Annotated in this window: 22 protein-coding genes and 1 pseudogene; 13 read left to right on the forward strand and 10 right to left on the reverse strand. The window is 62.8% G+C overall.

Annotated features, from left to right (window positions below):
• Positions 1–68: 68 nt before the first annotated feature.
• Positions 69–560, reverse strand: coding sequence for a hypothetical protein (locus NKH99_RS11965; RefSeq protein WP_353014157.1), 492 nt, complete (start codon positions 558–560; stop codon positions 69–71).
• 88 nt (positions 561–648) lie between these two features.
• Between NKH99_RS11965 and NKH99_RS11970 the strand changes: the two genes are divergently transcribed.
• Entirely contained in the window at positions 649–1,905 is a 1,257-nt protein-coding gene (locus NKH99_RS11970; protein ID WP_353014159.1) for a methyltransferase family protein, read from the forward strand.
• 33 nt (positions 1,906–1,938) lie between these two features.
• Here the strand turns inward: NKH99_RS11970 and NKH99_RS32725 are convergent, their stop codons facing one another.
• Entirely contained in the window at positions 1,939–2,511 is a 573-nt protein-coding gene (locus NKH99_RS32725) for a DUF982 domain-containing protein (protein WP_502900031.1), read from the reverse strand.
• Here NKH99_RS32725 and NKH99_RS11980 point away from each other — a divergent pair.
• The 4 genes from NKH99_RS11980 to otsB all read left to right on the forward strand — a co-directional run bounded on the left by NKH99_RS11980 (position 2,497) and on the right by otsB (position 8,487).
• Positions 2,497–3,558 (forward strand): glycosyltransferase family 4 protein, encoded by a 1,062-nt coding sequence (locus NKH99_RS11980; protein WP_353014161.1) that lies wholly within the window; start codon positions 2,497–2,499, stop codon positions 3,556–3,558. The genes NKH99_RS32725 and NKH99_RS11980 overlap by 15 nt on opposite strands.
• 48 nt (positions 3,559–3,606) lie before the next feature.
• The gene (locus tag NKH99_RS11985) at positions 3,607–5,769 is read left to right on the forward strand and encodes an amylo-alpha-1,6-glucosidase (protein ID WP_352540550.1); all 2,163 of its coding nucleotides are present in this window, start codon (positions 3,607–3,609) and stop codon (positions 5,767–5,769) included.
• Positions 5,770–5,947: 178 nt separating this feature from the next.
• Positions 5,948–7,729, forward strand: coding sequence for an alpha,alpha-trehalose-phosphate synthase (UDP-forming) (locus NKH99_RS11990; protein ID WP_353014163.1), 1,782 nt, complete (start codon positions 5,948–5,950; stop codon positions 7,727–7,729).
• Positions 7,726–8,487 (forward strand): trehalose-phosphatase, encoded by a 762-nt coding sequence (otsB, locus tag NKH99_RS11995; protein ID WP_031211298.1) that lies wholly within the window; start codon positions 7,726–7,728, stop codon positions 8,485–8,487. Before NKH99_RS11990 ends, otsB begins: the two co-directional genes overlap by 4 nt.
• A 17-nt stretch (positions 8,488–8,504) precedes the next feature.
• Here the strand turns inward: otsB and NKH99_RS12000 are convergent.
• A pseudogene (locus tag NKH99_RS12000) lies at positions 8,505–8,873 on the reverse strand (ABC transporter ATP-binding protein); the annotation flags it as partial.
• 27 nt (positions 8,874–8,900) lie between these two features.
• Here NKH99_RS12000 and NKH99_RS12005 point away from each other — a divergent pair.
• The 3 genes from NKH99_RS12005 to NKH99_RS12015 all read left to right on the forward strand — a co-directional run bounded on the left by NKH99_RS12005 (position 8,901) and on the right by NKH99_RS12015 (position 11,664).
• Positions 8,901–9,593 carry a TetR/AcrR family transcriptional regulator gene (locus NKH99_RS12005; protein WP_353014167.1) on the forward strand — a complete coding sequence of 231 codons (693 nt, stop codon included), beginning with the start codon at positions 8,901–8,903 and terminating at the stop codon, positions 9,591–9,593.
• 27 nt (positions 9,594–9,620) lie between these two features.
• Entirely contained in the window at positions 9,621–10,013 is a 393-nt protein-coding gene (locus NKH99_RS12010; protein WP_353014169.1) for an MmcQ/YjbR family DNA-binding protein, read from the forward strand.
• Positions 10,014–10,206: 193 nt separating this feature from the next.
• A complete protein-coding gene (locus NKH99_RS12015; protein ID WP_352474257.1) occupies positions 10,207–11,664 on the forward strand; it encodes an NCS1 family nucleobase:cation symporter-1 in 1,458 nt (485 codons plus the stop codon).
• A 29-nt stretch (positions 11,665–11,693) separates the two neighbouring features.
• On the opposite strand, the gene NKH99_RS12020 is transcribed toward NKH99_RS12015, so the two are convergent.
• The 5 genes from NKH99_RS12020 to tpiA all read right to left on the reverse strand — a co-directional run bounded on the left by NKH99_RS12020 (position 11,694) and on the right by tpiA (position 16,725).
• A complete protein-coding gene (locus tag NKH99_RS12020; protein WP_352474258.1) occupies positions 11,694–12,233 on the reverse strand; it encodes a DUF1697 domain-containing protein in 540 nt (179 codons plus the stop codon).
• Between the two features lie 10 nt (positions 12,234–12,243).
• Positions 12,244–13,872, reverse strand: a complete 1,629-nt coding sequence (gene pyrG, locus NKH99_RS12025; protein WP_352448839.1) for a CTP synthase — start codon at positions 13,870–13,872, stop codon at positions 12,244–12,246.
• 147 nt (positions 13,873–14,019) lie between these two features.
• Positions 14,020–15,141, reverse strand: a complete 1,122-nt coding sequence (locus tag NKH99_RS12030) for a L,D-transpeptidase (RefSeq protein ID WP_352685756.1) — start codon at positions 15,139–15,141, stop codon at positions 14,020–14,022.
• 199 nt (positions 15,142–15,340) lie between these two features.
• Positions 15,341–15,793, reverse strand: a complete 453-nt coding sequence (gene secG / locus NKH99_RS12035) for a preprotein translocase subunit SecG (protein ID WP_352502400.1) — start codon at positions 15,791–15,793, stop codon at positions 15,341–15,343.
• A gap of 164 nt (positions 15,794–15,957) precedes the next feature.
• Positions 15,958–16,725 carry a triose-phosphate isomerase gene (gene tpiA, locus NKH99_RS12040; protein WP_352474263.1) on the reverse strand — a complete coding sequence of 256 codons (768 nt, stop codon included), beginning with the start codon at positions 16,723–16,725 and terminating at the stop codon, positions 15,958–15,960.
• A gap of 142 nt (positions 16,726–16,867) precedes the next feature.
• Between tpiA and NKH99_RS12045 the strand changes: the two genes are divergently transcribed.
• From NKH99_RS12045 to NKH99_RS12065, 5 genes are read left to right on the forward strand one after another with little or no spacing between them, the layout of a single operon-like run.
• Entirely contained in the window at positions 16,868–18,760 is a 1,893-nt protein-coding gene (locus tag NKH99_RS12045) for a SurA N-terminal domain-containing protein (protein WP_353014172.1), read from the forward strand.
• Positions 18,757–19,767, forward strand: a complete 1,011-nt coding sequence (trpD, locus tag NKH99_RS12050) for an anthranilate phosphoribosyltransferase (RefSeq protein WP_352616138.1) — start codon at positions 18,757–18,759, stop codon at positions 19,765–19,767. The genes NKH99_RS12045 and trpD overlap by 4 nt, the downstream gene beginning before the upstream one ends.
• A 4-nt stretch (positions 19,768–19,771) precedes the next feature.
• A complete protein-coding gene (trpC, locus tag NKH99_RS12055; protein ID WP_352474266.1) occupies positions 19,772–20,584 on the forward strand; it encodes an indole-3-glycerol phosphate synthase TrpC in 813 nt (270 codons plus the stop codon).
• Between the two features lie 2 nt (positions 20,585–20,586).
• Positions 20,587–21,093, forward strand: coding sequence for a cyclic pyranopterin monophosphate synthase MoaC (gene moaC, locus NKH99_RS12060; RefSeq protein ID WP_352474267.1), 507 nt, complete (start codon positions 20,587–20,589; stop codon positions 21,091–21,093).
• Positions 21,093–22,298, forward strand: a complete 1,206-nt coding sequence (locus NKH99_RS12065; protein ID WP_353014174.1) for a molybdopterin molybdotransferase MoeA — start codon at positions 21,093–21,095, stop codon at positions 22,296–22,298. The genes moaC and NKH99_RS12065 overlap by 1 nt, the downstream gene beginning before the upstream one ends.
• A 7-nt stretch (positions 22,299–22,305) precedes the next feature.
• Here NKH99_RS12065 and NKH99_RS12070 read toward each other — a convergent pair whose 3' ends face one another.
• Both NKH99_RS12070 and kynU read right to left on the reverse strand, forming a co-directional pair.
• Positions 22,306–23,136 carry a hormone-sensitive lipase gene (locus tag NKH99_RS12070; protein WP_352502397.1) on the reverse strand — a complete coding sequence of 277 codons (831 nt, stop codon included), beginning with the start codon at positions 23,134–23,136 and terminating at the stop codon, positions 22,306–22,308.
• Positions 23,137–23,231: 95 nt separating this feature from the next.
• A complete protein-coding gene (kynU, locus tag NKH99_RS12075; protein ID WP_352540559.1) occupies positions 23,232–24,479 on the reverse strand; it encodes a kynureninase in 1,248 nt (415 codons plus the stop codon).
• Positions 24,480–24,676 lie beyond the last annotated feature (197 nt).

The following is a 24,676-nucleotide window of genomic DNA, read 5'->3' on the forward strand; positions in this document are numbered from 1 at the left end:
AATTTGATTTGCCATAGGTTGGTCTGCAAGAAGGCAAGCAATGAACACAGTGCTTTCGGCACCAAATATCAGCGCAAATGCACCTGCGAAAATACAAACGAGGGCGCCAACAACCATCGCTCCCCACACAACCTCAACAACAGGCCCATCGGCGGCTCAAGCAGCAGCAGTGGTTCGAGCGGCACCAGCAGTTCGAGCGGCAGCAGCGGTTCGAGCGGTAGCAGCGGTTCGAGCGGCAGCAGCGGCTCGAGCGGCAGCAGCGGTTCCAGCGGCAGCAGCAGTTCAAGCGGCAGCAGCGGATCCAGCGGCAGCAGCGGCTCGAGCGGCAGCAGCGGTTCCAGCGGTAGCAGCGGTTCGAGTGGCACCAGCAGTTCAAGCGGCAGCAGCGGTTCGAGCGGTAGCAGCGGTTCGAGTGGCACCAGCAGTTCAAGCGGCGGCAATGACGGAACAAGCAGCGGCGGCTCAAGCGGATCGAGCAGTAGCAGCGGATCCAGCGGCGGCAACGACGGGACAAGCAGCAGCGGATCCAACGGCAGCGGTGGAGTGTAGCCGCTGCTCAAGTGGCACCAGCGGCGGCGGGTGGGCACACTACGTGACCCGTGGCGGCCGCCGACGACGATCAACCCTCATGACAACGGGAGTAGCAGCTTGACGCTCCAACCGAAATCCGCGACCGCGCCCCTAACCGGCCTTGCAGGACTGTTTGGTCTTGCGCTGGCCGTCGGAGTGCTCGTCAACAGAAGCTGGCCTGTGCATTTGCAGGCCATGACTGTCATTGCAGCTACCGCGGCAGCGATGATCGCGGTCGACACGGCCTATTTCCAGACGTTCCGGAGGCGTTCGACGGGATTGCAGGCGAAGCCGATGCGAGCGCTTGAAGTCGAGCGCGTCGTGCGCAAGCTCATCGGCTTCATCGTCACGCTCACGACCATTGCTGCAGTCTACTGGATAGTGCCGGAATACCGGCGTGGGTTTTACGCCCCCTACTGGGCAGCGCTTTACGACACCTTGCCGGCGCTGCTCGTCGCCGCGCCGTTTTATGTTGCCTATGTCGACCACCGGCAGACCGATCCGGAAGATTCATATGCCGAAATCGGTGCATTCGTCCTCAGCGGCGCCGTGCCGCAAAGGACCGAGCAGATACGCCAGCACGTGCGGGGCTGGATTGTCAAAGGCTTCTTCCTGCCGCTGATGTTCGTCTATCTGTGCTCCACACTGGGTTCGATCCTTGCCGGGCTGGAACAACCGTATCGATTCGACATCATGCGCTGGCACGCTTTTGCAATCGATCTCCTGTTCATGGTGGATGTTCTTGTCGCGGTCGTCGGCTACGTCTTCACGCTGCGCGTCCTCGACAATCATATCCGCACCGTCGAGCCCACCGTATTCGGCTGGCTGGTCTGTCTTGCCTGTTATGAACCCATCAACGCCGCCACCCGTGCCTACCTGAACTACGAAACGGGCGCCAACTGGACGGCGGTGATGCCCTCACCGGCGCTCCAGGTTTTCTGGGGATCGGCGATCCTCTTCTGCATCTTGATTTTTGTCTGGTCCACCGTGAGCTTTGGCCTGAGATTTTCCAATCTCACCAATCGCGGAATCATCACCTGCGGACCGTATCGCTGGATCAAGCATCCGGCCTATGTTTCGAAAAACCTGTCGTGGTGGCTGGTCTCCCTACCTTTCCTCACCGCCGCAGGACCCGCTGAAGCGCTGCGGCACTCCGCCATCCTGCTCGCGCTCAATGCCATCTACGCACTCCGCGCCATCACCGAGGAATGCCATCTGTCACGCGACCCCGATTACGTCGCCTATCGCGATTACATCAGCGAAAACGGCGCCGTTGCTCAGCTCAAACGACTGTTCGCGAAAGCGAGTCGGTCGCCGATCAGGCGCTCAGGCTGAATGCCCTTGCTCGGACCATCTGCGGCAGCTGGCCTATCGCCTCAAGGCGTGATCGCGATGCCGATCCTCGCCGCTCATCGGCAACGGCCGATCGCCCTCGAGCAGGCGGGTGATCCGGGCGAAGCCGGCAAAAGCCTTTCTCGCTTCCTCGGCCGACATCCGGCCGGCCATGGCCGCAGCGCAGCAATTCACGGCGCACTGGTAAACCGGCCCGCGCCGCCCGGCCGGCCATTTTCGCAAGAATGCCATCGCTTCGGCAACGCTGTCGATCTCCTCCACGGGCTGTCCCTGTCCGCGCAAAATCCGCACGGGCGAAAAGAATTGCAAGCGGTCCATCATTTCCTCCCCGTCGACCGGATGCGTGCGATCGAACCCCACTAAACTCGCGAACCCGACTTTGGTTCCCGGCAAAACATGGCTTGGCCTGAAAAATGTTTGCTGGACGAGACGAGCAGCGGTGGACGCGCCCGGCAGCTCCAATTGGGTGACATCTTGCCCCAATTGGGTGACATCTTGCCATTGTACGGGAACGTTAGGGCGGCTGATGCATTTCGATGCCACGAGCAGTCTTTTTGAGGGAAATGCCAAAACATGAGAATAGCCCATGTGGCGCCGCTCCATGAATCCGTGCCACCCCGGTTCTATGGAGGGACGGAGCGCATCGTCTCCTATCTGACCGAAGGATTGGTCGAGCTTGGCCATGACGTGACCCTGTTCGCCAGCGGCGATACCAAGACATCGGCGAAATTGGTGGCGTGTCGCGAGCGCGCGCTCCGTCTCGATCCGCGCCCGCACAAATCCGAAACCGCGGCGCATCTCTCGATGCTCGCCGAGGTGAGGAGCCGTGCGCAACAGTTCGACATCATCCATTTCCATCTCAGCCACTTCCTGCATTTTCCTTTCTTCGAACACATGCCCGACCGGACGGTGACGACACCGCATGGCAGGCTCGACTATGTCGACCTGGCCCCGGCCTACGAACATTTTCCGCGCTTTCCGATGATCTCGATTTCGCGCAGCCAGAGAACGGGGCTACCCAGGGCAAATTGGCTGGCGACCATCCATCACGGGCTACCGATCAATATGTACGAGCCGACTTTCGAGACGGAGGTGGACGAGCCGTATCTGGCCTTTCTGGGCCGGCTGTCGCGCGACAAGCGCCCGGATCGTGCCATTGAGATCGCCTTGCGCTCCGGGCTGAAACTGAAGCTTGCGGCAAAGATCGGCGACGACGACCGCCCTTTTTTCCACGACACGGTCGAGCCGCTGATCGACGGCGACCGTGTCGACTATATCGGCGAGATCGAAGAGGACAGAAAAGTGGAATTCCTCGGCAAGGCGGCCGGCCTGCTGTTTCCGATCGATTGGCCGGAGCCGTTCGGTCTTGCCGCGATAGAGGCTATGGCCTGTGGCACGCCGGTAATCGCCTGGAAATGCGGTGCCCTGCCGGAGATCATCGACCACGGCGTGACCGGTTTCCTTGTCGATACGGTCGATGCTGCGGTCGCCTCGATACCGGAATTGCTGCGCCTCGACAGGCAACAGGTGAGAGCCGTGTTCGAAAACCGTTTTTCTGCCACGAGAATGGCCCACGACTATGTGGCTGCCTATGCGCGCCTGATCGGTACTCCCGGTGAAGCGAGAGCGTCCTGATCGGCGTCATTGTGGACGTTGGAAACGAAACGACAGAGCTTGTGACGTATGAATCAACTCGACGAGCGTAAGCTTGATCCCGCCGTAGCCCTTGCCTCCCTCGACGAGGTTGCGCCCCGGGAGCCGCACCGGCTGTTCGCCCTCAAGCAAGCCGACTGCTTCGCGGTGGCCGACGCCTATGGCGACATCCGCGGCGCCGGCGATGGCTTTTTCCGAGACGACACGCGTGTGCTTTCGGAATTCCGGCTGACGGTCGGTGGCCGGCAAATGTCGTTGCTCGGCGCCTCGCTCAGCCAGGACAATGTGCTTTTCACCTCGAACCTGACCAATCTGCCGATCCAGAGTGTCGGTGGTCGCGACATTCCGCAGGGCGCGATCCACATAGAACGCGTCAGGCTGCTTTGGCAGGACCGGCTGTTCGAGCGCATCACCCTTTCCAACTACAGCCAGGAATCGTCGGCCATTCGGGTTTCCTTGCATTTCGCAGCAGATTTCCGCGACATGTTCGAGGTGCGCGGTTCGACCCGGCTCAAGCGCGGAATAGCCCACGCCGCCGAGACCAGTCCGACATCCGTGGTGCTTCGATATGACGGGCTGGACCAACTCGTGCGCCTGTCGGCGATCTCGTTCTCGCAGGCGCCGGACAATTTGACCGCCAGCCGCGCGGATTTCCTGGTTGCGGTGACGAAGCGCAGCAGCGAGGTCCTCTATATCGAGGTCGGCCCGGAAGTGGCGGAGACACCCGACCGCGACCGTTTTCGGGCTGCCGCCGCCCGCGCTCGCTTCGGCATGCGCGCCAAACGCCGCCACGGCGCGACGGTGCACAGCTCCGGCCGCGTCTTCAACGACTGGATCGAACGCGCGCGCGCGGACGTGGCGCTGCTGACCACCGAGCTTGCAACCGGACCTTACCCCTATGCCGGCATACCCTGGTTCTCGACGGCATTTGGCCGTGACGGGGTGATTTCCGCATTGCAGATGCTGTGGTTGAATCCTGGGCTGGCGCGCGGCGTACTCGCCTTTCTCGCCCAGCATCAGGCGACCGAAACGTCGCCGTTCAGCGATTCGCAGCCCGGCAAGATCATGCACGAGACCCGCAAGGGCGAGATGGCGGCACTGCGGGAGCTCCCGTTCGGCCGCTATTACGGCGGCGTCGATACCACGCCGCTCTATATTCATCTCGCTTGCGCCTATGCGGATCGTACCGGCGACATGGCGTTCGTCGACAGCCTGTGGCCATCGCTCTGTGCAGCGGCCGAATGGACGGAGGAGACAAGCCGCGCGACCGGCTTCGTTACCTACCAGCGCGGCGCCGAGACCGGCCTTGCCAACCAGGGCTGGAAGGACAGTTTCGATTCCGTCTTCCATGCCGATGGCCGCATGCCCAAGGGGCCGATCGCCCTGGTCGAGGTGCAAGGCTACGTCTTTGCCGCGTTCCGTGGGCTGGCGGCGCTCGCCCGCCGCCGCGGCGAGGACGACAAGGCCGATCATTGGGAGGAACGCGCCGAAACCATGCGCGCCGCGGTGGAACGCCATTTCTGGATGGACGATCTCAATTTCTATGCACTGGCGATCGATGGTGCAGGCGAGCTCTGCAAGGTACGGACGTCGAATGCCGGCCATCTTCTCTTTGTCGGGCTGCCCGAGCCGGAACGGGCGCAGATGGTCGCCGATCAGCTGCTCTCCGCGTCGTTCCACTCTGGTTGGGGCGTGAGGACGCTGGCCGACGATGCGATATTCTTCAATCCGATGTCCTACCACAATGGTTCGATCTGGCCGCACGACACCGCCATGTGCGGTGCAGGCCTGGCACGTTATGGCGTGCGCGACAGCGTGGTTCGGCTGATGAGCGGCACGTTCGAATCGGCTGTCCATTTCAACATGCGGCTGCCGGAACTGTTCTGCGGCTTTACCCGGTCGCCGGGCGAAGCGCCCATCGCCTATCCCGTCGCGTGCCTGCCGCAAGCCTGGTCAGCGGGATCGGCCTTCATGCTGATGCAGGCCTGCCTTGGGCTCGAAATCGACGGCTGGAACAGCGAAATCCGGGTCACCCGCCCAAGGCTGCCGATCGGCATCGACACGCTGACATTGCGGCATCTGGGTGTCGGCTCGACAGTGGTCGACCTCACATTTCAGCGTGTCGGCGACCGGGTCGTCGCCTTTCTTGCCGACCGGTATGAGGGGATGGTGCCGCTCATCGTGCGCACTTGATGCCGCCGCGCTGCGGCGCATCGAAAATGACGCGCGCGTTGCAATCGTCCGGAACCGATAGCCTCTTTGTGCGTTGCAAAAATGGGCGGGGTGGGGACGCTGTCGTTGTCATACGGCGGCGAACCAGAAAACAAATAAAAAAACGGCTATCGGCCGGCCGGAGGCGAGATCACATTCCATGTCAGATTATACTGTAAACCTGCTCTGGGTTTTGCTGATTGCAAGTTTTGGCTTTTCCGCTTTTGCCATTCTCCTGTCGATATCCCGCCAGCGCCGCGGTCGCGCAACGGCCGCCACATACACGCCGAGCGAGGATGTCGCCTCGGAAGCGGCACGCAAGGTGCTGCGCGAGTTCGAAAAGAACGGCCAGTCCGCCGATGCGGCACTGGTCACGTGGTCGCCGGACACGTTGCGCAAGATCCTGGCCGACGACCTGCCGGACGCACAGGTCATCGTGGTGTCCAACCGCGAACCCTACATCCACAACATCAAGGACGACGGGGTCCAACTTTTGGTGCCGGCCAGCGGCCTGGTTTCGGCACTCGAGCCCATCACCCGCGCCTGTGCCGGCACCTGGATCGCCTATGGCGGCGGCACGGCAGACCGCCTCACCGTTGACAAGGACGACCGGGTGCAGGTGCCACCGGGCAATCCGTCCTACACGCTGCGCAGGGTCTGGCTGACGGAGGAGGAATATCAGGGCTATTATCTGGGCTTCGCTAATGAGGGCCTATGGCCGCTTTGCCATATCGCCTTCACTCGCCCCGTGTTTCGCGCCTCGGACTGGGACGCCTACGAGGCCGTCAACCGCAAATTCGCCGATACGGTGGTTGCCGAAGCCCGCAACGAACGGCCGATCGTGCTGGTGCAGGACTATCATTTCGCGCTGCTGCCGCGCATGATCCGCCAGCGCCTGCCGGACGCGATAGTCATCACCTTCTGGCATATCCCGTGGCCTAATTCGGAAGTATTCAGCATCTGTCCGTGGCGTGAGCGGATCCTGGAAGGACTGCTCGGCAGTTCGATCATCGGCTTTCATACCCAATTCCATGCCAACAACTTCACCGAAAGTGTCGACCGCTTTCTGGAGAGCCGGATCGAACGGGCAGACGCGGCAATCTCCTATGGTGGGCAGACCACATTGGTCCACGCCTATCCCATTTCCATAGAATGGCCGGCCCAATTGCTGGCAAAACTGCCGTCTGTGGAGGAGTGCCGCGCCAGCGTGCGCGACAGATTCGGCCTGTCTGCGGATACCAAACTATGCGTTGGCGTCGAGCGCCTCGACTACACGAAAGGCATTCTCGATCGCTTCCATGCCTTGGACGAATTGTTCACGAGATATCCCGAATGGATAGGCAAGGTGGTTTTCCTGCAGATCGCCGCGCCGAGCCGGGGGACATTGCCCGCCTACCAGCAACTCCACGACGAATGCCGCCGCTGTGCCGAGGAGCTCAACCGGCGCTATGGCAGCGAGACATACAGCCCTATCCTGATGGTCGCCGAACATCATCGGCAGGAGCAGGTCTACGAGGTCTATCGTGCCGCCGACATCTGTATGGTCACCAGTCTGCATGACGGCATGAACCTTGTCGCCAAGGAATTCGTCGCAGCGCGCGACGACGAACAGGGCGTGCTTTTGCTCAGCACCTTCGCCGGTGCCTCGCGCGAATTGCTGGAAGCACTGATCGTCAACCCCTACGATGCGGCCATGATGAGCGAGGCGCTGTTGCAGGCGCTGACGATGACGCCGGAAGAGCAGCGCGAACGTTTGCGGCCGATGCGCGAGATGGTCCGCGACAACAATGTCTACCGCTGGGCCGGCAGCATGCTGCTGGACGCCGCGCGCCTGCGCAAACGCGGCGATCTCGACAGGGTGACCGGAACCGGCGAGCGCCCGCCATCGAACACCAACAACGTCATCTCGATGTTCGAGCGGGCTCGGAAGGCAGCGTCGTGAAAAGCTTTGAACAACCACCGGCGTTGAACCTGTCGGAAGGGCAATGGGCGCTCTTTCTCGACATCGACGGAACCCTGCTGGAACACGCTGCCCATCCCGACGCGGTGTTCGTCGGCGAGGAATTGCGCAATCTGCTCGAACGCATCGAGCGGCGGCTGGATGGTGCGGTCGCCTTCATCACAGGCCGATCGATTCCCGCCGTGGACAAGCTGTTCCACCCGCTGAAGCTGCGGATTGCCGGACTGTATGGGCTGGAGCACCGGCTGACGCCGAGCGGTCCGATCGATGCCGCCGACGCGCCGGCCGACATCGCCGCCCTTGCGGACGAGATCGAGGCCGAACTGGGCAGCGGCAAGGTCTATGTCGAGCGCAAGGGGCCGGTCCTTGCCGTTCATACAAGAGCAGCACCGCAACTGCTTGCACCCGCAATCCAGCTCGTCGAACAGGCATTGGCCCGGCTTCCGAAGGGTTATCGGGTGCTTCCGGGAAACGCCGGCGTCGAGCTCATGCCTTTGGAAGCCGTCAAAGGTGCTGCCATCCGGCGTTTCATGGACATTCCGCCCTTTGTTGGCCGGCGGCCGATATTCCTCGGAGACGATACATCGGACGAACACGGTTTCGAGGCGATCAATGAAATTGGCGGCATCTCCATCCGCGTGAAGCCGAACGGACCGACGGCCGCAACCTATGTCCTCGACGACGTGACGGGCGCAATAGCCTGGCTCGAGGCCAGTTTCGAGACGTCGGCGGTGGCCTGATCGCGCCGTGGCCCGGTTCAGCTGATCTTCCCGTCCACCATGTGAATGCGGCGATCCATGCGTGCGGCCATGTCGAGGTCATGCGTGACTGCCACGACCGTCTTGCCGCGTTCGCGCACCAGATTCTGCAGGATTGTGAACACCTGCTCCGAGCTCTTGCTGTCGAGGCTCCCCGTCGGCTCGTCTGCCAGGATAAGCGGCGGGTCGTTGGCGAGCGAGCGTGCCACCGCGACGCGCTGACGCTGGCCTCCCGAAAGCTGGTCCGGCCGCTTGTCGAGATGTTCGCCGAGCCCCAGCGATGACAGCAACTCGCCAGCCCGTTCGCGCATCACGGGTCGGGCCAGCCGACCAAGCTTGCGCATTGGAATTTCTACATTTTCGCGCGCCGCCCCTTGTACTTTGTGAGGTCGATTTTGCCCCGAGTGATAAAGCCGCCGGAGATACGATCCGCCGAGCTCCTCGACTGTGCCCAGCGGCTTTTCTTCGAGCATGGCTATGACAACACGACGGTGAACGACATCATCCGGGAGGCCGGCTTGTCGAAGGGTGCGTTCTATCACTATTTCGCGTCGAAGGAGGCCCTGCTGGAGGCGCTCGCCAGACGTCTCGCACGTGACAGCCTTGCCGAGTTGCAACCCCTCCTCGATGACCCGTCACTCGACGGGATTGGCCGGCTCAATGCACTCTTTGCCGGCTCGCGACGGCTGAACATCGAGCTTGCCCCGCAATTGCGAAAAACGTTCTTCGTCGTGTTCCGGCCCGAGAATCTTGCCCTCTTCCATCGGGTCGACCAGGCGGCCAGGGAACTGGCCGAGCCGATAATCACAAATCTGCTCAGGAAGGGAAGCGAGGAAGGCATTCTCGACGTGCCTGATCCGGAAGCCTTTGCCGAGATGTTCCTGCAACTCCGGCTGACCTTTCGGGACGTGATGCACCGCGCCCTGCTACAGGCCGAACAGGGTAATATCGACGAAGCAGCGCGGCTGCTCGAGCGCCGATTGCGGCTCTACGGCATCGCAATCGACCGGCTTTTGAAGTTGCCCGATGGAACGATAGAAGCCGTGCAGCCCGGTTTTGCCCGGGCTTTTCTCGAAGCCGGACCGTAAGCCGCTGACAGCGATGGAGGAGAGTTGATGAGTGGGAAATCGCGCGCTTCGACCGATGCCGTTCTCAAGGAACTGCGCGCCTTCGGCCTCACCTATCCAGGCGCCGAGACAAAGAGTCCGTGGCCTGGTCACGACGATCTCGCGGTGAAAGGCAAGACCTTTGCTTATTTGAGCCTTGAAGGCGAACGGTTCAGCATCTCCCTCAAACTCCCCTACAGCGGCGACGAGGCGAGAAAGCTCCACTATGCGTCGCCGACGGAGTACGGCCTTGGCAAGAGCGGATGGGTGACGTTCGAACCAGCACCGGACGAACTGCCACCGATGGGACAACTGAAGTCATGGCTCGATGAGAGTTATCGCGCACAAGCGCCCAAAAAGCTTGCCGCCCTGATCACGCACAAGGTGGACTCTGGAGCTTAGGTCGAGCGATTGGTGTCACCCCACGAATCGCCGGCGCTAGAAGCTCAACGACGCCACGCCGATAAGCGCGTTTCTCATTGAATGACTTTAAGCCCAAAGCCGGCAAATCGTCTGCTTGCCGGTTCCCCTGCGTCAGGCTTAACCTGCGTGCCATGCGTGGAGGCGCGTGCGGTTGCAAGGGGAGGACATAGCAATGACAATACAAGGCGCATCACCGGACCTGTACAATGAGGATCTCGCTCCGGCGAAGGTTCGAAACTGGGGACCGTTCTCGATCTTCAACGTCTGGACGTCGGACGTCCACAGCCTGTGGGGCTACTATCTCGCTGCCAGCCTGTTCCTGTTCTGCGGCGGCTTCGTCAACTTCATCATCGCCATCGGTATCGGTTCGCTGATCATCTATGCGTTGATGAACATGGTCGGCTATGCCGGCGTGAAGACCGGGGTGCCCTACCCGGTCCTGGCGCGTGCCTCCTTCGGCATCTGGGGCGCCAACATACCGGCGCTGGTGCGCGCCATCGTCGCCTGCTTCTGGTACGGCGCGCAGACGGCGGCCGCCTCCGGGGCGATCGTAGCCCTGCTGATCCGCTCGCAATGGTTCGCCGACTTCAACCAGAGCACACATTTCCTCGGCCATTCCGGGCTCGAGGTGATCTGCTTCGCCGTCATCTGGGCGCTGCAACTCCTGATCATCCAGAAAGGCATGGAAACGGTGCGCCGCTTCCAGGATTGGGCCGGACCGGCGGTGTGGGTGATGATGCTGATCCTGGCGATCTATCTTTGCATCAAGGCAGGCACCTTCGCTTTCACCAGCGACATCCCGATGGATGTGCTGCTGGAAAAGACAAAGGACGCGGGCGTGCCGGGCACGCCGGGCTCCTGGACCTCGCTGTTTGCGGTGGCCGCGATCTGGGTGACCTATTTCTCCGCGCTCTATCTCAACTTCTGCGATTTCGCGCGCTACGCCCCCGACAAGGCATCGCTGCGCAAGGGCAACATCTGGGGCCTGCCGGTCAATCTTATCCTGTTCTCGCTGGTCGCCGGCGTTACGACGATCGCCGCCTTCGACGTCTATGGCGAGGTGCTGCTGCATCCCGACCAGATTTCGGCGAAATTCGACAGCTGGTTCCTGGCGGCGCTCGCAGCCCTGACCTTTGCGGTGGCGACGCTCGGCATCAATGTGGTGGCGAACTTCGTGTCACCGGCCTTCGACTTCTCCAATGTCTTTCCACGCCAGATCGACTTCAAGAAGGGCGGCTACATCGCGGCGCTGATCGCGCTGGTGCTCTATCCATTCGCGCCCTGGGAAGGCAGTGCCGCCTCCTTCGTCAACATCATTGGCGCAACGATGGGGCCGATCTTCGGCGTGATGATGGTCGACTACTATCTGATCCGGAAGGGCGAGGTCGACGTCGAGGCGCTCTACAGGGAGAATGGCGAATTCCGCTTTCAGGGCGGCTGGCATGTCAATGCCTTCATCGCCGCCGGTATCGGCGCGGTCTTCTCCTCGATCCTGCCCAACTTCACCAGCCTGCTGCCGTCATGGTGGGGCGTCTATGGCTGGTTCTTCGGCGTGGCAATTGCCGGCGTCATCTACTACGTGCTGCGCACCATGGCACTCGGTGCCGGAGCCAGGATAGCCAAGGCCTGAGCGATTTGGGGCGGCGCGAGCCGCCCCGTTTATTCTGCGACCATCTCGGCCAGGCGGCGCACCGTATTCCAGTTGCGCGAGGTGCCGATGCCGAGACGTTTGTGACTGACCGCCGCAAGCAGCCGCGAACTCGGCGTCTCGCGGGAAAAGACGATCCAGATGTCGCCGCCGACAATCCGCAGCTTCTCGTCCTTGCCGGCATACGCCTCAAGCGCCGCGGCGGTCTCGGCGGGAACGGGCGCCCGCATCACGCGCACCGCCACCTGGTCCGCGGCCTCAGCCGATTCGGCTGGGAACGGATTGCTGGCCGCCATCCTCAGCCAGCCGTCGGCGCGGCGCACGATGATGTCGACGTGGCGGCCGAAAGTCTTTGCGAACGTCACCTCCAGCCGCTGCTCCAACGCCGCAAGTTCTGTTTCTTGCGCCTCGAAAACCAGATTGCCGGTCGCCACCAGCGTGCGCGGGTTATTCAGACCCAGGCCTTCGGCCATCGCCTTCAGATCGGACATGACGACCCGCCGCCCCTCGCCCAGGACAATGCTGTAGAGCAGCGCGACGTAAGTTTGCATGGGCGGCTAGTTAGACCAGCCGCGACTGCTCTACCGCCGCCTCGATGAAGCTGGCAAACAGCGGGTGCGGATCGAGCGGCCGGCTTTTCAACTCGGGATGGTACTGCACGCCGATGAACCAGGGGTGGTCGGGATATTCGACCGTTTCCGGTAGCACGCCGTCCGGCGACATGCCGGCAAACACCAGGCCGCAATCCTCGAGCCGCTCCTTATAGTCGACATTGACCTCGTAGCGGTGGCGATGGCGTTCGGAAATCTGGGTATCGCCATAGATCTCGGCGATCTTCGATCCCTTGGCGAGGTCGGCCTGGTAGGCACCGAGCCGCATGGTACCACCAAGGTCGCCGGTTTCCCTGCGCTTTTCCAGCATGTTGCCCTTCAGCCATTCGGTCATCAAGCCGACAACCGGCTCCTCGGTTGGACCAAACTCGGTCGATGATGCGTGCTCGACGCCGGCCAGCGAACGCGCCGCCTCGATGCAGGCCATCTGCATGCCGAAGCAGATGCCGAAATACGGCACCTTGCGTTCGCGCGCGAACTTCGCCGCCAGGATCTTGCCCTCCGAGCCGCGCTCGCCAAAACCGCCGGGGACGAGAATGCCATGGACCTTCTCCAGCCACGGCGCCGGGTCTTCCTTCTCGAATATCTCGCTTTCGATCCAGTCGAGCTTGACCTTGACCCGGTTGGCGAGGCCGCCATGCGACAGCGCCTCGATCAGCGATTTGTAGGCGTCCTTGAGGCCGGTATATTTGCCGACGACGGCAATGGTCACTTCGCCTTCCGGATTGTGGATGCGGTTGGACACCGCTTGCCACCGTTCCATGCGCGGCTTCGGCGCCGGATCGATGCCGAAGGCCGCCAGCACTTCCGAATCCAGCCCTTCATTGTGATAGGCCATCGGCACGTCGTAGATATGCGGGACGTCGAGCGCCTGGATGACGGCGCTTTCGCGGACATTGCAGAACAGCGACAGCTTTCTGCGCTCTTCCTTGGGGATCGGCCGGTCGGCGCGGACCAGCAGTATGTCGGGTGCGATGCCGATGCCGCGCAACTCCTTGACCGAATGCTGCGTCGGCTTGGTCTTCAGTTCGCCTGCCGTCGGAATGTAAGGCATCAAGGTCAGGTGGACGTAGACGGCGTTGTTGCGCGGCAGGTCGTTGCCGAGCTGGCGGATCGCCTCCAGGAACGGCATCGCTTCGATGTCGCCGACGGTGCCGCCGATCTCGCACAGCACGAAATCGTAGTCGTCATTGCCGTTGAGGACGAAATTCTTGATCTCGTCGGTGACGTGCGGAATGACCTGCACGGTAGCGCCGAGATAGTCGCCGCGCCGCTCGCGCTCGATGATGTTCTTATAGATGCGGCCGGTGGTGATGTTGTCCTGCTGGTTGGCCGAGCGGCCGGTGAAGCGCTCATAATGGCCAAGATCGAGATCGGTCTCGGCCCCGTCATCGGTCACGAAGACTTCGCCGTGCTGATAGGGCGACATCGTGCCGGGATCGACATTGAGATAGGGATCGAGCTTTTTGATGCGTGCGCGATAGCCCCGCGCCTGCAAGAGAGCCCCAAGGGCCGCTGCAGCAATGCCTTTTCCAAGTGAGGAAACCACGCCGCCTGTGATGAATACATATCGCGCCATGGGAGTCATCGCTTAACGCGGCCGAATTGATTCCGCCAGAGAAAAAACCGCCGCGAAGGCTTTTTCCCAAGAAGGCGCTCTGGTCGTTGGCGTATCAAAACAAAAGGGCCGGCGAGGCCGGCCCTTTTGGCACGATCTGTCAAAGCGTCAGATGATGACGACTTTGGTGCCTACTTTCACCCGGCGGTAAAGGTCCATGACGTGCTCGTTGATCATACGGAAGCAGCCATTGGAGGCGCTGGTTCCGATTGACTGCGGCGCGATGGTGCCGTGAATGCGCAGGTGGGTATCTTTCTTGCCGTCGTAAAGATAGATGGCGCGCGCACCGAGCGGATTGTCGCCGCCGCCGGGCATGCCGTCCTTGTACTGGCCATAGTGCTTGGGTTCGCGCTTTTGCATATCCAGCGTCGGAATCCAGCGCGGCCATTCCTGCTTGTCGCCGACGGCAACCGTACCCTTGAACTGCAGGCCTTCCCGGCCGACCGCGATGGCATAACGGCGGGCGGTTGACGATGATTCGACGAGGTAGAGACGACGGGCGCTGGTATCGATGACGATGGTGCCGGGGTTGTAGCCGGTGAATTCGACCTCCTGCGGCACGAATTCCGGCTTGACCTTGAACTGCCGCTTGGCCTGCTTCCTTTCGAGCGCGGCGTCGAGCGCGCGTGTTTCCGGAAGCAGCGACATCGACGAAGAGGATGTGCCGCCGAACAGTCCCGCGAACAGCCCGACGCTCTGCGGCTTCTGCCCGACCGGTTCGCTGCGCAACTCGCCATTGTTGCCGGTCAGCGCAACGTTCATGGCCTCGGCCGGGATCGGCTCGGCCGACTGGATCGGCGCAATGGGCGTAATCGGTTCGATGATGTTGACGGTCTTCTTCTTGGCCGGCGTGGCGTCAGCCACCTTGGCCGTTGCGAGCGGCTGGCTCTTCTTGGCAAGGAACGCCTGCCGTTCCGCATCGGCTTTGGCTTTCGCCGCCTCGCGCATCGCCAGCTTCCTGGCTTCGAGTGCCTTGGCGCGAGCGGCGTCCTTGTCGGCTGCGATCTTGGCTTCGATCTTGCGGATCTGCGCAAGGTCGTCCGGCGTCGGATCTTTCTTCTTCTTGAGAAGCTTCAATTGCGCTGCATCGCTTTTGGCAGCGACCTTGACGACGTCGGTTGTTGTTGCGGCTTTGTGGGCCGAGTTTGCCGTCGGCATGGCCGCGAAAGCGGGCGCACCTAGGCTGAGCACGGCACAAAGGCCGGCAAAAATGAAGCTGCGAAGCTGCATGGGGAAGATCCGATCGTTCAATGCTTGTTGCCCACGGCGTCGCCCGGCGCCCCCCAAGGACGCCGAGAATGCCGCGTGCAACGTATAATCGATTAGCCGGAAGTGCCTCAAGCGTGAGGCGCAGTCGAATCTTCATGATCGTGCGGCATTTGCCGCGACTGTGTTCAAACGACAACAGATCGCGGCATAAGTTGCCCTATTACTGGTTGGGGACCTGCGGCGTAGCCGGCGCGGTGGCGCCGTTTGTCGCTGGCGGCGTCGCCGGAGCGGTTGCCGGCGGCGTCGTTGCCGCGCCGTTGCCGGACGGCGGGGTCGGCGCCGTGGTGCCTGAAGGCGGCGTCGGCGTCGTGGTTCCAGGCAATTGGTTGAGTACGCCCTTGCCTGCTCCGTCCGAGGCCGCCGGCACGCGATCGAGAATGTCGATCGGCTTCTCGCCATAGCGCGCAACGATCGACAGTGTCAGCGAGGTGACGAAGAAAGCGGCAGCCAGGATCGCCGTCGCCCGCGTCAGCGCATTGGCGGCGCCACGCGCGGTCATGAAGCCCGATCCGCCGCCGATGCCGAGGCCGCCGCCTTCGGAGCGCTGCAGCAGCACCACGCCGACAAGCGCGAGCACGACCATGAGGTGGACGACGATCAGTACGGTTTCCATAATTTACCCTGGCAAGGCCTTGTGCGGCCGCTGATTTGGAGGCGGCTCAATACAATGCTTTGACGGCATTTCCAAGCCCGTGGCCGGAATATGGGAAGCAATGCGTCCTTTGCAACGATTTCGACGTCGGCCGTCCGCTCAAAATGCAGCAACCAGCCCTTGTATCAAGCGATGTTTCGATAGGCTTCCGCGATGCCGAGGAAGTCCGCCGCTTTTAGGCTGGCGCCGCCGACCAGCGCGCCATCGACATTCCTGACGCCGAGCAACTCGATGGCGTTGGACGGCTTGACCGAGCCGCCGTAGAGAATGCGCATCTTGGCCGCCGTATTGCCGAGCTTCCGTGCCAGTTCTTCGCGGATATGCGCATGTGCCTCGGCGACGTCGGCGGCGGTCGGGGTCAAGCCGGTCCCAATCGCCCATATTGGCTCATAGGCAATGACGGTGTTGGAAGCCGTGGCGTTTGGCGGGACCGAGCCAGCGACCTGGCGCGACAGCACGTCGAGCGTGGCTCCTGCTTCTCGTTCGGCTCTTGTCTCACCAATGCAGATGATGGCCACCAGCCCGGCGCGCCATGCGGCGGAGGCCTTGGCCTGGACCAAGGCATCGTCCTCCTTGCGATCGGCGCGGCATTCGGAATGGCCGACGATGACATGGCTGGCACCTGCATCCTTCAGCATCTCGGCCGAAATGCAGCCGGTATAGGCGCCGCTTTCCTCGGTGTGGCAATCCTCTCCGCCGGCCCGCACCGGCGTGCGCGACAGAATCTCGGCGGCGTGCGCAAGCAAGGTCGCCGGCACGCAGACCACCGCTTCGGTCTCGGCGTCGAGCCCACTCATGAAGCCGTTGCCGATCATCCTGATCTCGTTGAGCGAGGCGCTGGTGCCGTTCATTTTCCAGTTGCCGGCGACGAGCGGGCGGATTCCAGTGGTCATGGGATTTGTTTCTCCGGGCAATTTCCAGCTGGCCCTCACTATCAAAATCAGGCCACAAAGCAATCGACAGTGGGCAGGAAGGGCGCTATTGCGCTTGTTTCAGACTCGGCGCATGCGAAATGCGCAAAAATCGGAAGTACTCATGCTTGGTATGTTGAGAAGCGCGGCGGGGACCTGGGTCGCGAAACTGCTGCTGTCATTGTTGGTGTTGAGCTTCGCCATCTGGGGCATCTCGGGGCGGCTGATGGGCGGTCTTGCCGGCCATGACGCCGTGATTACGGCCGGAGGCACCAAGGTCTCGATCAACGAATACCGCCTCGCCTACGATCGCCAGCTCAGCGTCATGTCGCAGCAATTCGGCCAGCGCATCAGCCGTGAGCAAGCGACGGCGCTCGGCATCGACAACCAGGTGCTGGCGCAACTCGTGTCGGGTGCCGTCCTCGACGAGCAGGCCCGCAAGCTCGGCCTCGGCCTGTCCAAGGACCGGCTCGCCGAACTGACGCGTGAAGACCCGGCGTTCAAAGGGCCTGCCGGAACCTTCGACAGGAGAACCTTCGAGTACCTGCTTCGGCAGGTCGGCATGCGGCCGGAAGACTATTTGAAGAACCGCGCCCAGGTCGCGGTCCGCCAGCAGATCGTCGAGGCGGTTTCGGACGGCCTCAAGGCCCCGGATACATTCTTCAAGGCGGTCGCGCTCTATCGCGGCGAAGATCGCACCATCGACTACCTGACCTTGCCGAAATCGCTGGTCGAACCGATAGAAGCGCCGTCCGACAGCGCGCTTTCGGCCTATTTCGAGGAAAACAAGAAAACCTACGCCGCTCCCGAATACCGTAAGTTCTCCTATGTCAGGCTCGAACCGGAAGACATCATGGATTTGAGCGCGGTGACCGACCAACAGGTCAGCGACGACTACAATAAGAACAAGGCGCGCTACACCACGCCGGAGATGCGCACCATCGAGCAGCTTGTGTTCAAGACACCTGATGCCGCAAAGGCGGCGCTCGATTCGCTCAGGACCGGCGCGACCTTCGACAAGATCGTCGCTGCCGAAGGCAAGACGCCGGCAGACACGCTGCTCGGCACGCTGGCCAAGGACAAGATCGCCGACAAGGCGGTCGCCGATGCTGCCTTCAAACTGAACGTCAATGAGGTCAGCCCGGTCGTACAGGGCGCCTTTGGTCCCGTTCTGCTGCGCGTCACCGACATCAAGCCCGAAGTGGTGAAGCCGCTGGCCGAAGTGTCCGAGCAGATCCGCAAGGACCTGGCACTGGGCGAGGCAAGCCGCATCTTGCTGGACGTGCACGACAATTACGAGGATACGCGCGCCTCGGGCAGTTCGCTCGCCGAGGCTGCCGCCAAATTGAAGCTGAAGGTCGTCACCATCGATGCCATCGACCGCACCGGCCAACGGCCGGATGGAAGCATCGTCAAAGACCTGCCGGAATCGCCGGCACTCATCAAGGCGGTGTTCGAATCCGAACCCGGAACCGACAATGAAGGCCTCACCACCGCCGATAACGGCTTCGTCTTCTACGACGTGGGCGCGATCACGCCTGCCCGCGACCGCACATTGGCCGAAGTCCGCCAGAAGGTCGTGGCCGACTGGACCGCGGCGGAGACCACCAAACGGCTCACAGCAAAAGCACAGGAGCTCGAGAAGCGTCTCAAGGCCGGCGTCACGCTCGAGGTGATCGCCGGTGAGCTCAAGCTCGAAAAGCAGACCAAGCGCGGCGTCAAGCGCGATGCGGACGACGTCGATTTCGGCAAGGAAGGCGCCGCCGCGATGTTCGGCGTCGGAGAAGGCGGCGCCGGGTTGATCCCCTCACCTACGGGCGACGGACAGATACTGTTCAAGGTTGCCGAGGTGTTCGAGCCTGCCGGGGCCGATGCCAGCTCAGTGCCCCAGGACGCACAGAAGTCCTTCACCTCCGGCATGTCCGACGACCTGCTCGACCAGTTGGTGGCGCAGTTGCAGACGCAATATGACGTCCGCATCGATCAGGCGGCCGTAACCCAAGCCCTGGCCAGATGAGCGCGCTGAAGATCCACATCGCCAAGGTCGCCGCCGGCAGCGCTCTTTCCTTCGAGGAGGCGCGCGAGGCCTTCGACATCATCATGTCCGGCGATGCTACCCCCGGCCAGATCGGCGGCTTCCTGATGGCATTGCGCGTGCGCGGTGAGACCGTCAGCGAGATCGCCGGCGCCGTCGCCACCATGCGCGCCAAGATGCTGCGTGTCGAAGCTCCCGAGGGTGCCATCGACATTGTCGGCACCGGCGGCGACAATTCGCACAGCGTCAACATTTCGACCGCATCCGCTTTCGTCATCGCCGGCAGCGGCGTGCCCGTCGCCAAGCACGGCAATCGCGGGCTGTCCTCGCTGACCGGCGCCGCCGATGTGCTGATCGCATTGGGCGTCAAGATCGACATCCCTCCGGAGACGATCGGCCGCTGCATCCACGAGGCCGGCGTTGGCTTCATGTTCGCGCCGGCGCATCACCCGGCGATGAAGCATGTCGGCCCGACCCGGGTCGAGCTCGGAACCCGCACCATCTTCAACCTGCTGGGCCCGCTTTCCAATCCGGCGAGTGTCAGACGGCAGATGGTCGGCGTGTTCCTGCCCGAATGGATCATGCCGGTGGCAGAAACGTTGAAGGAACTTGGTGCCGACCATGCCTGGATCGTCCATGGCGACGGCTATGACGAGATCACCACCACCGGCGAGACACTTGTCGCCGAATTGGCCGGCGGCGAGATCCGCAGCTTTACGCTGACCCCGGAAGCCGTCGGACTGAAGCGGCACACCAAGGACGAGTTGCGCGGCGGCGACGCCGCCCACAACGCCCAGGCACTGCGCGACATGCTGGGCGGCGCCGCCGGCGCCTTTCGCGATACGGTGCTGATGAATGCCGGCGCCGGGCTGGTGGTGGCCGGCAAAGCGACGACCCTCGCCGACGGCATGGTAACGGCGGCGCAGGCCATCGACAGCGGCCGCGCGCTGAAAGTGCTCGACAGGCTGATCGAGATTTCGAACGGTTAAAACCATGTCCGACATCCTGCGCAAGATCGAGGCTTACAAGCGCGACGAGATCACGGCGGCCAAGGCGCGCGTGCCGCTGGCCGAGATCAAGGCACGGGCGACGGATGCCGACGCGCCGCGCGGCTTTCTTTCCGCCCTTGAAGCAAAGCGCAAATCCGGCAGGTTCGCGCTGATTGCCGAAATCAAGAAGGCTAGCCCATCCAAAGGCCTGATCCGCGCCGATTTTGATCCGCCGGCGCTGGCCAGGGCCTATGCGAAGGGCGGTGCCGCCTGCCTTTCGGTGCTGACCGATGCACCCTCCTTCCAAGGCGCGCCCGAATTCCTCACCACTGCGCGCGCTGCCGTCGAGCTGCCTGCCCTGCGCAAGGATTTCCTGTTCGACCCCTATCAGGTCTACGAGGCCAGGGCATGGGGTGCCGATGCCATCCTGATCATCATGGCCAGCGTCGACGACGCGTTGGCAAGAGAACTCGAAGCGACAGCGTTCGGGCTCGGCATGGACGCGCTGGTCGAAGTGCATGACGAGGCTGAAATGGAACGCGCGCTGCAGCTGTCGTCGCGACTGATCGGTATCAACAACCGCAATCTCCGGACCTTCGAAACCAGCCTGCAGACCTCGGAGCGGCTGGCAGCGATGGTGCCGGCCGACCGCCATCTGGTCAGCGAGAGCGGTATCTTTTCGCACGACGATTGCCGCCGGCTGGAGCAGAGCGGAATTGCGACTTTCCTGGTCGGCGAGAGCCTGATGCGCCAGCAGGACGTGGCCGCGGCAACGCGCCTGCTGTTGACGGGCAAGGCGCCGGCAGAGGCCGTTTGAGGATGGCGGCCACCCTCACCCATCTTGGCGCGCAGGGCGAAGCCAACATGGTCGATGTCGGCGACAAGGCTGTGACGGTGCGCACGGCAGTCGCAGAAGGCTTTGTCGCGATGCGGCCCGAGACGCTGGACATGATCCTCGCCGGCGACGCCAAGAAGGGCGACGTGCTGGGCACCGCGCGCATTGCCGGCATCATGGCGGCCAAGAAGACGCATGAACTGATCCCGCTTTGCCATCCGCTGCTGCTGACCAGGATATCTGTCGATATCGAGGCGGACGCCGCGCTGCCCGGCCTGAAGGTGACAGCATTGACCCGCGTCACCGGCAAGACCGGCGTTGAGATGGAGGCTCTGAGTGCCGTCTCGGTCGCTTGCCTGACCATCTACGACATGGCCAAGGCGGTCGACCGCGCCATGGTCATCTCCGGCATAAGGCTGGTTGAAAAGACCGGCGGCAAATCCGGCGACTACAAGATCACCGGAGACGGGGCCACCGAGGCAGGCCGATAATGGTGCTGGTCCCAGTTGCCGAGGCGCTCGAGCGCCTGCTGGACGGCGCAGCAGCGCTGCCGGGCGAACGCGTCGCACTGCTGGATGCCGCCGACCGCGTGCTGGCGGAGCCGGTTGTGGCGCTCCGCACCCAGCCGCCGTTCAACGCCTCCGCCATGGACGGCTATGCCGTGCGGGCGGCCGATATCGCGTCCGTACCGGCAAGGCTTTCGGTGGTCGGCATGGCGCCGGCCGGACGCGGCTTTGCCGGAACGGTGCAGCAGCGGCAGGCCGTGCGCATCTTTACCGGCGCGCCGCTTCCCGAAGGCGCCGACACTATCGTCATCCAGGAGAACGTCCGCGATCTCGGTGGCGGCAGCGTCGAAGTGACGGAACGGACGGTGCAGGGGCGCAACATCCGCCGCCTCGGGCTCGATTTCGCCAAGGGCGATGTCCTGCTGCCCAAAGGCCGCCTGCTCGACCCGGCGGCCTTGTCGCTGGCGGCATCGGCCAATCACCCCGAGGTGCGCGTGGTCAAACGGCCGCTGGTGGCCATCATCGCCACCGGCGACGAATTACTGCCGCCGGGCAGCGATCTTGGCCCCGACCAGATCATCTCCTCCAACGCCTATGGTGTCGCCGCTGCCGCACAGTCGGTCGGTGCGCGCGCGCTCGACCTTGGCATCGCGCCGGACCGCAGGGAGGCGATCGCTGCGCTGGTTGAAAAGGCCGTGAAGGCTGGCGCGAACGTCATCGTCACGCTGGGCGGTGCCTCGGTCGGTGACCACGACTTCGTCCATGAGGTGCTGACCGGGCAAGGCATGACGCTCGATTTCTGGAAGATCGCCATGCGGCCGGGCAAGCCACTGATGTTCGGGCGGCTGGGAGACATTCGCTGCATCGGCCTGCCCGGCAATCCGGTGGCAAGCCTGGTCTGCACTCAGCTCTTCCTGAAGCCGCTGCTGGCGCGGCTCGGCGGCCGCGCCTTTCAGCAGGATATACGTCGGGCACGGCTCGGTGCCGCCATGCCGGCCAATGATCTCAGGCAAGATTATGTGCGGGCTGTTGTCATAGATGACGCCGGTACGCTCGTGGCGACGCCGTTCGGCATCCAGGACTCCTCGATGCTGAAAATCCTGGCCGATGCCAACGGGCTGATCGTTCGCGCGCCGTTCGCGCCTGCCGCGGCGGCGGGCTCCCCCTGCGACGTGCTGATGTTACGCTGAACCTGCCTCACTCCGAAATCAAGGTCCGGGTCAGCGGATGGTCTGGATCGGCCAAACCGTCGATGATGTTGAAATGATGCCGGTCAGGTTCGACCACCGAGCTGGTCGCGGAACCCAGGCCGATCCAGATGTTGGCCAGCAACGCGCTCTGACGCAGGAATTCGGCGCGCTCGCCGCCGCCGGCCCAGCAGGTCAGGCGGGCCTTGTCCATCGGGCGCAGCAGCACCGGACTTTCGGCCTGCGCCTCGGCCTCATCGATCGCCAGCGTCTCGTTCATGCCGGTGCGCATGATCGGGCGCAAATCGTGCACCCCCGAGATCGACACCACATGACGAACGCGCCGGACCACTTCGGTCGCCAGCGGCGTCGTCGCCGTAACCATCCGGCTAACAAGATGGCCGCCGGCCGAGTGCCCGGTCAGCATCAGCGGCCCTGCAACCATCGCCGCCGCCTTGCCGATCGCCGCGCCGACCTCCTTGACGATGCCGCCAATGCGTATCTGCGGACAGAGCGTGTAGGACGGCATCGCCACCGCATAGCCGCGATCAACAGGGCCAGCGGCAAGATGCGACCAGAAATTCTTGTCGAATTCCATCCAGTAGCCGCCATGAACGAACACCACGAGTCCCTTAGGCTTGATGGCCGGCAGGAAAAGATCGAGCCGGTTGCGTGGGTTGTCGCCATAGGCCATGTCGAGCCGCGCCCTGCCCTCGGTCGAAAGCACGTCGCGGAAAACCCGCGCGGGCTCGATCCAGGCCGCCGGCCAGCGATCGCTGCCGGCTATGTTGGCGCCGTTGGCATAGGCGTTGTCCCAATCGGCAATGTGACGTTCGAACACCCTGCGCCCTCCCTGGCATATGGCCCTGCAGCGTAGCCGTAAGCATCGCGCGGCGCGTCGTCGCCAGCCTCACGATTCCAGCTCTCGCATCAATCTCAAGTGACAGCTGCTTTGATGGCGAAGCGCGCATCCTTCCACGCACCGGTGTGCAGGATGTCCTCAAGCACTTTGGCGGCCTGCCAGACATCGGCATAGCCGACATAGAGCGGGGTGAAGCCGAAGCGCATGGTCGATGGCGCGCGAAAATCGCCGATCACGCCACGTTCGATCAGCGCGCGCATGACCTGGTAGCCATGCTCATGCATGAATGAAATCTGGCTGCCGCGTTTTTCCCCATCGCGCGTGCTTTCGAGCGTGAGCCCGTAAGTGCCGCACTTTGCCTCGACAAGCTCGATGAACAGATCCGCCAGCGCGATGCTCTTCTTGCGCACCGCCGTCATGTCGACATCGTTCCAGATGTCGAGCGCGCCCTTCAGCGTGCGCATCGACAGGACCGGCTGCGTGCCGCACAGAAACCGGCGGATGCCGGTGCCGGCCGCATAGCCTGGCTCGAAGGCGAAGGGCCGTGCATGGCCCCACCAGCCGGTGAGCGGCTGCTGGATGTCGGAAAGATGCCGCTCAGCCGCATAGATGAAGGCAGGCGCGCCCGGGCCGCCATTCAGATATTTGTAGGTGCAGCCAACGGCAAAATCGGCGTTTGCCTTGTCGAGTTCGACTGGCATCGCGCCGGCGGTGTGGCAGAGATCCCAGACGATCATCGCCCCGGCTTCCTGAGCCCTGCGCGTCAGCGCCGGCATGTCGCGCAGTTCGCCCGACTTATAGTTGACGTGGTTGACCAGCACCACAGCGGTGCGTTCGTCGATCAGCTCTTCGATGGTCGGCGCGTCGACTCCCGAGAGGCGCAGCAGCGTATCTTTTCGCGTCGAAACCACACCCTCGGCCATGTAGAGGTCCGTCGGAAAACTATCGCCCTCGGCGACGATGACCTGCCGCTCCGGTCGCATGGCCATGGCGGCGTGCAGCAGCTTGTAGATATTGACCGATGTCGTGTCGCAGACCACTGTCTGGCCGGCCGCGGCCCCGATCAGGCGCCCGAGCTGGTCGCCAAGTTCAAGCGGCATGTTGAACCAGCCGGCCGTGTTCCATGCGCGGATGAGATCATGCGACCATTCTTCGGTCGCGGCCTTGTGCAGTTCATCGAAAGCGGCACGTGAAGCAGCTCCTAGCGAATTGCCGTCGAGATAGATCACTCCTTGCGGCAACACAAAGCGGTCGCGCATCGCGCGCAGCGGATCCGCGGCATCCATCGCCTTTATGGCCACGAGATCGGGAATTCCTGTCATGATTTGTCTGCTCCCCCCAAGATCCAACGCAACGCCGGACACGCATCGACTGTTCTTCCATTACTTGGTTGCGCGCAGCAAGGCTCCACCGGCGAGAAGCAGCCTGACCAGGCGGTGGAAACCGGGACTTAACCCGAGGTTGGCGTTTTGAGTTCGTTTCGTTCACGGTGCATTGACCAAACCGCACAGTCGATACG

Origin of the sequence: Mesorhizobium sp. M0854 (genome assembly GCF_040319815.1) — a bacterium.
Taxonomy (GTDB): domain Bacteria; phylum Pseudomonadota; class Alphaproteobacteria; order Rhizobiales; family Rhizobiaceae; genus Mesorhizobium.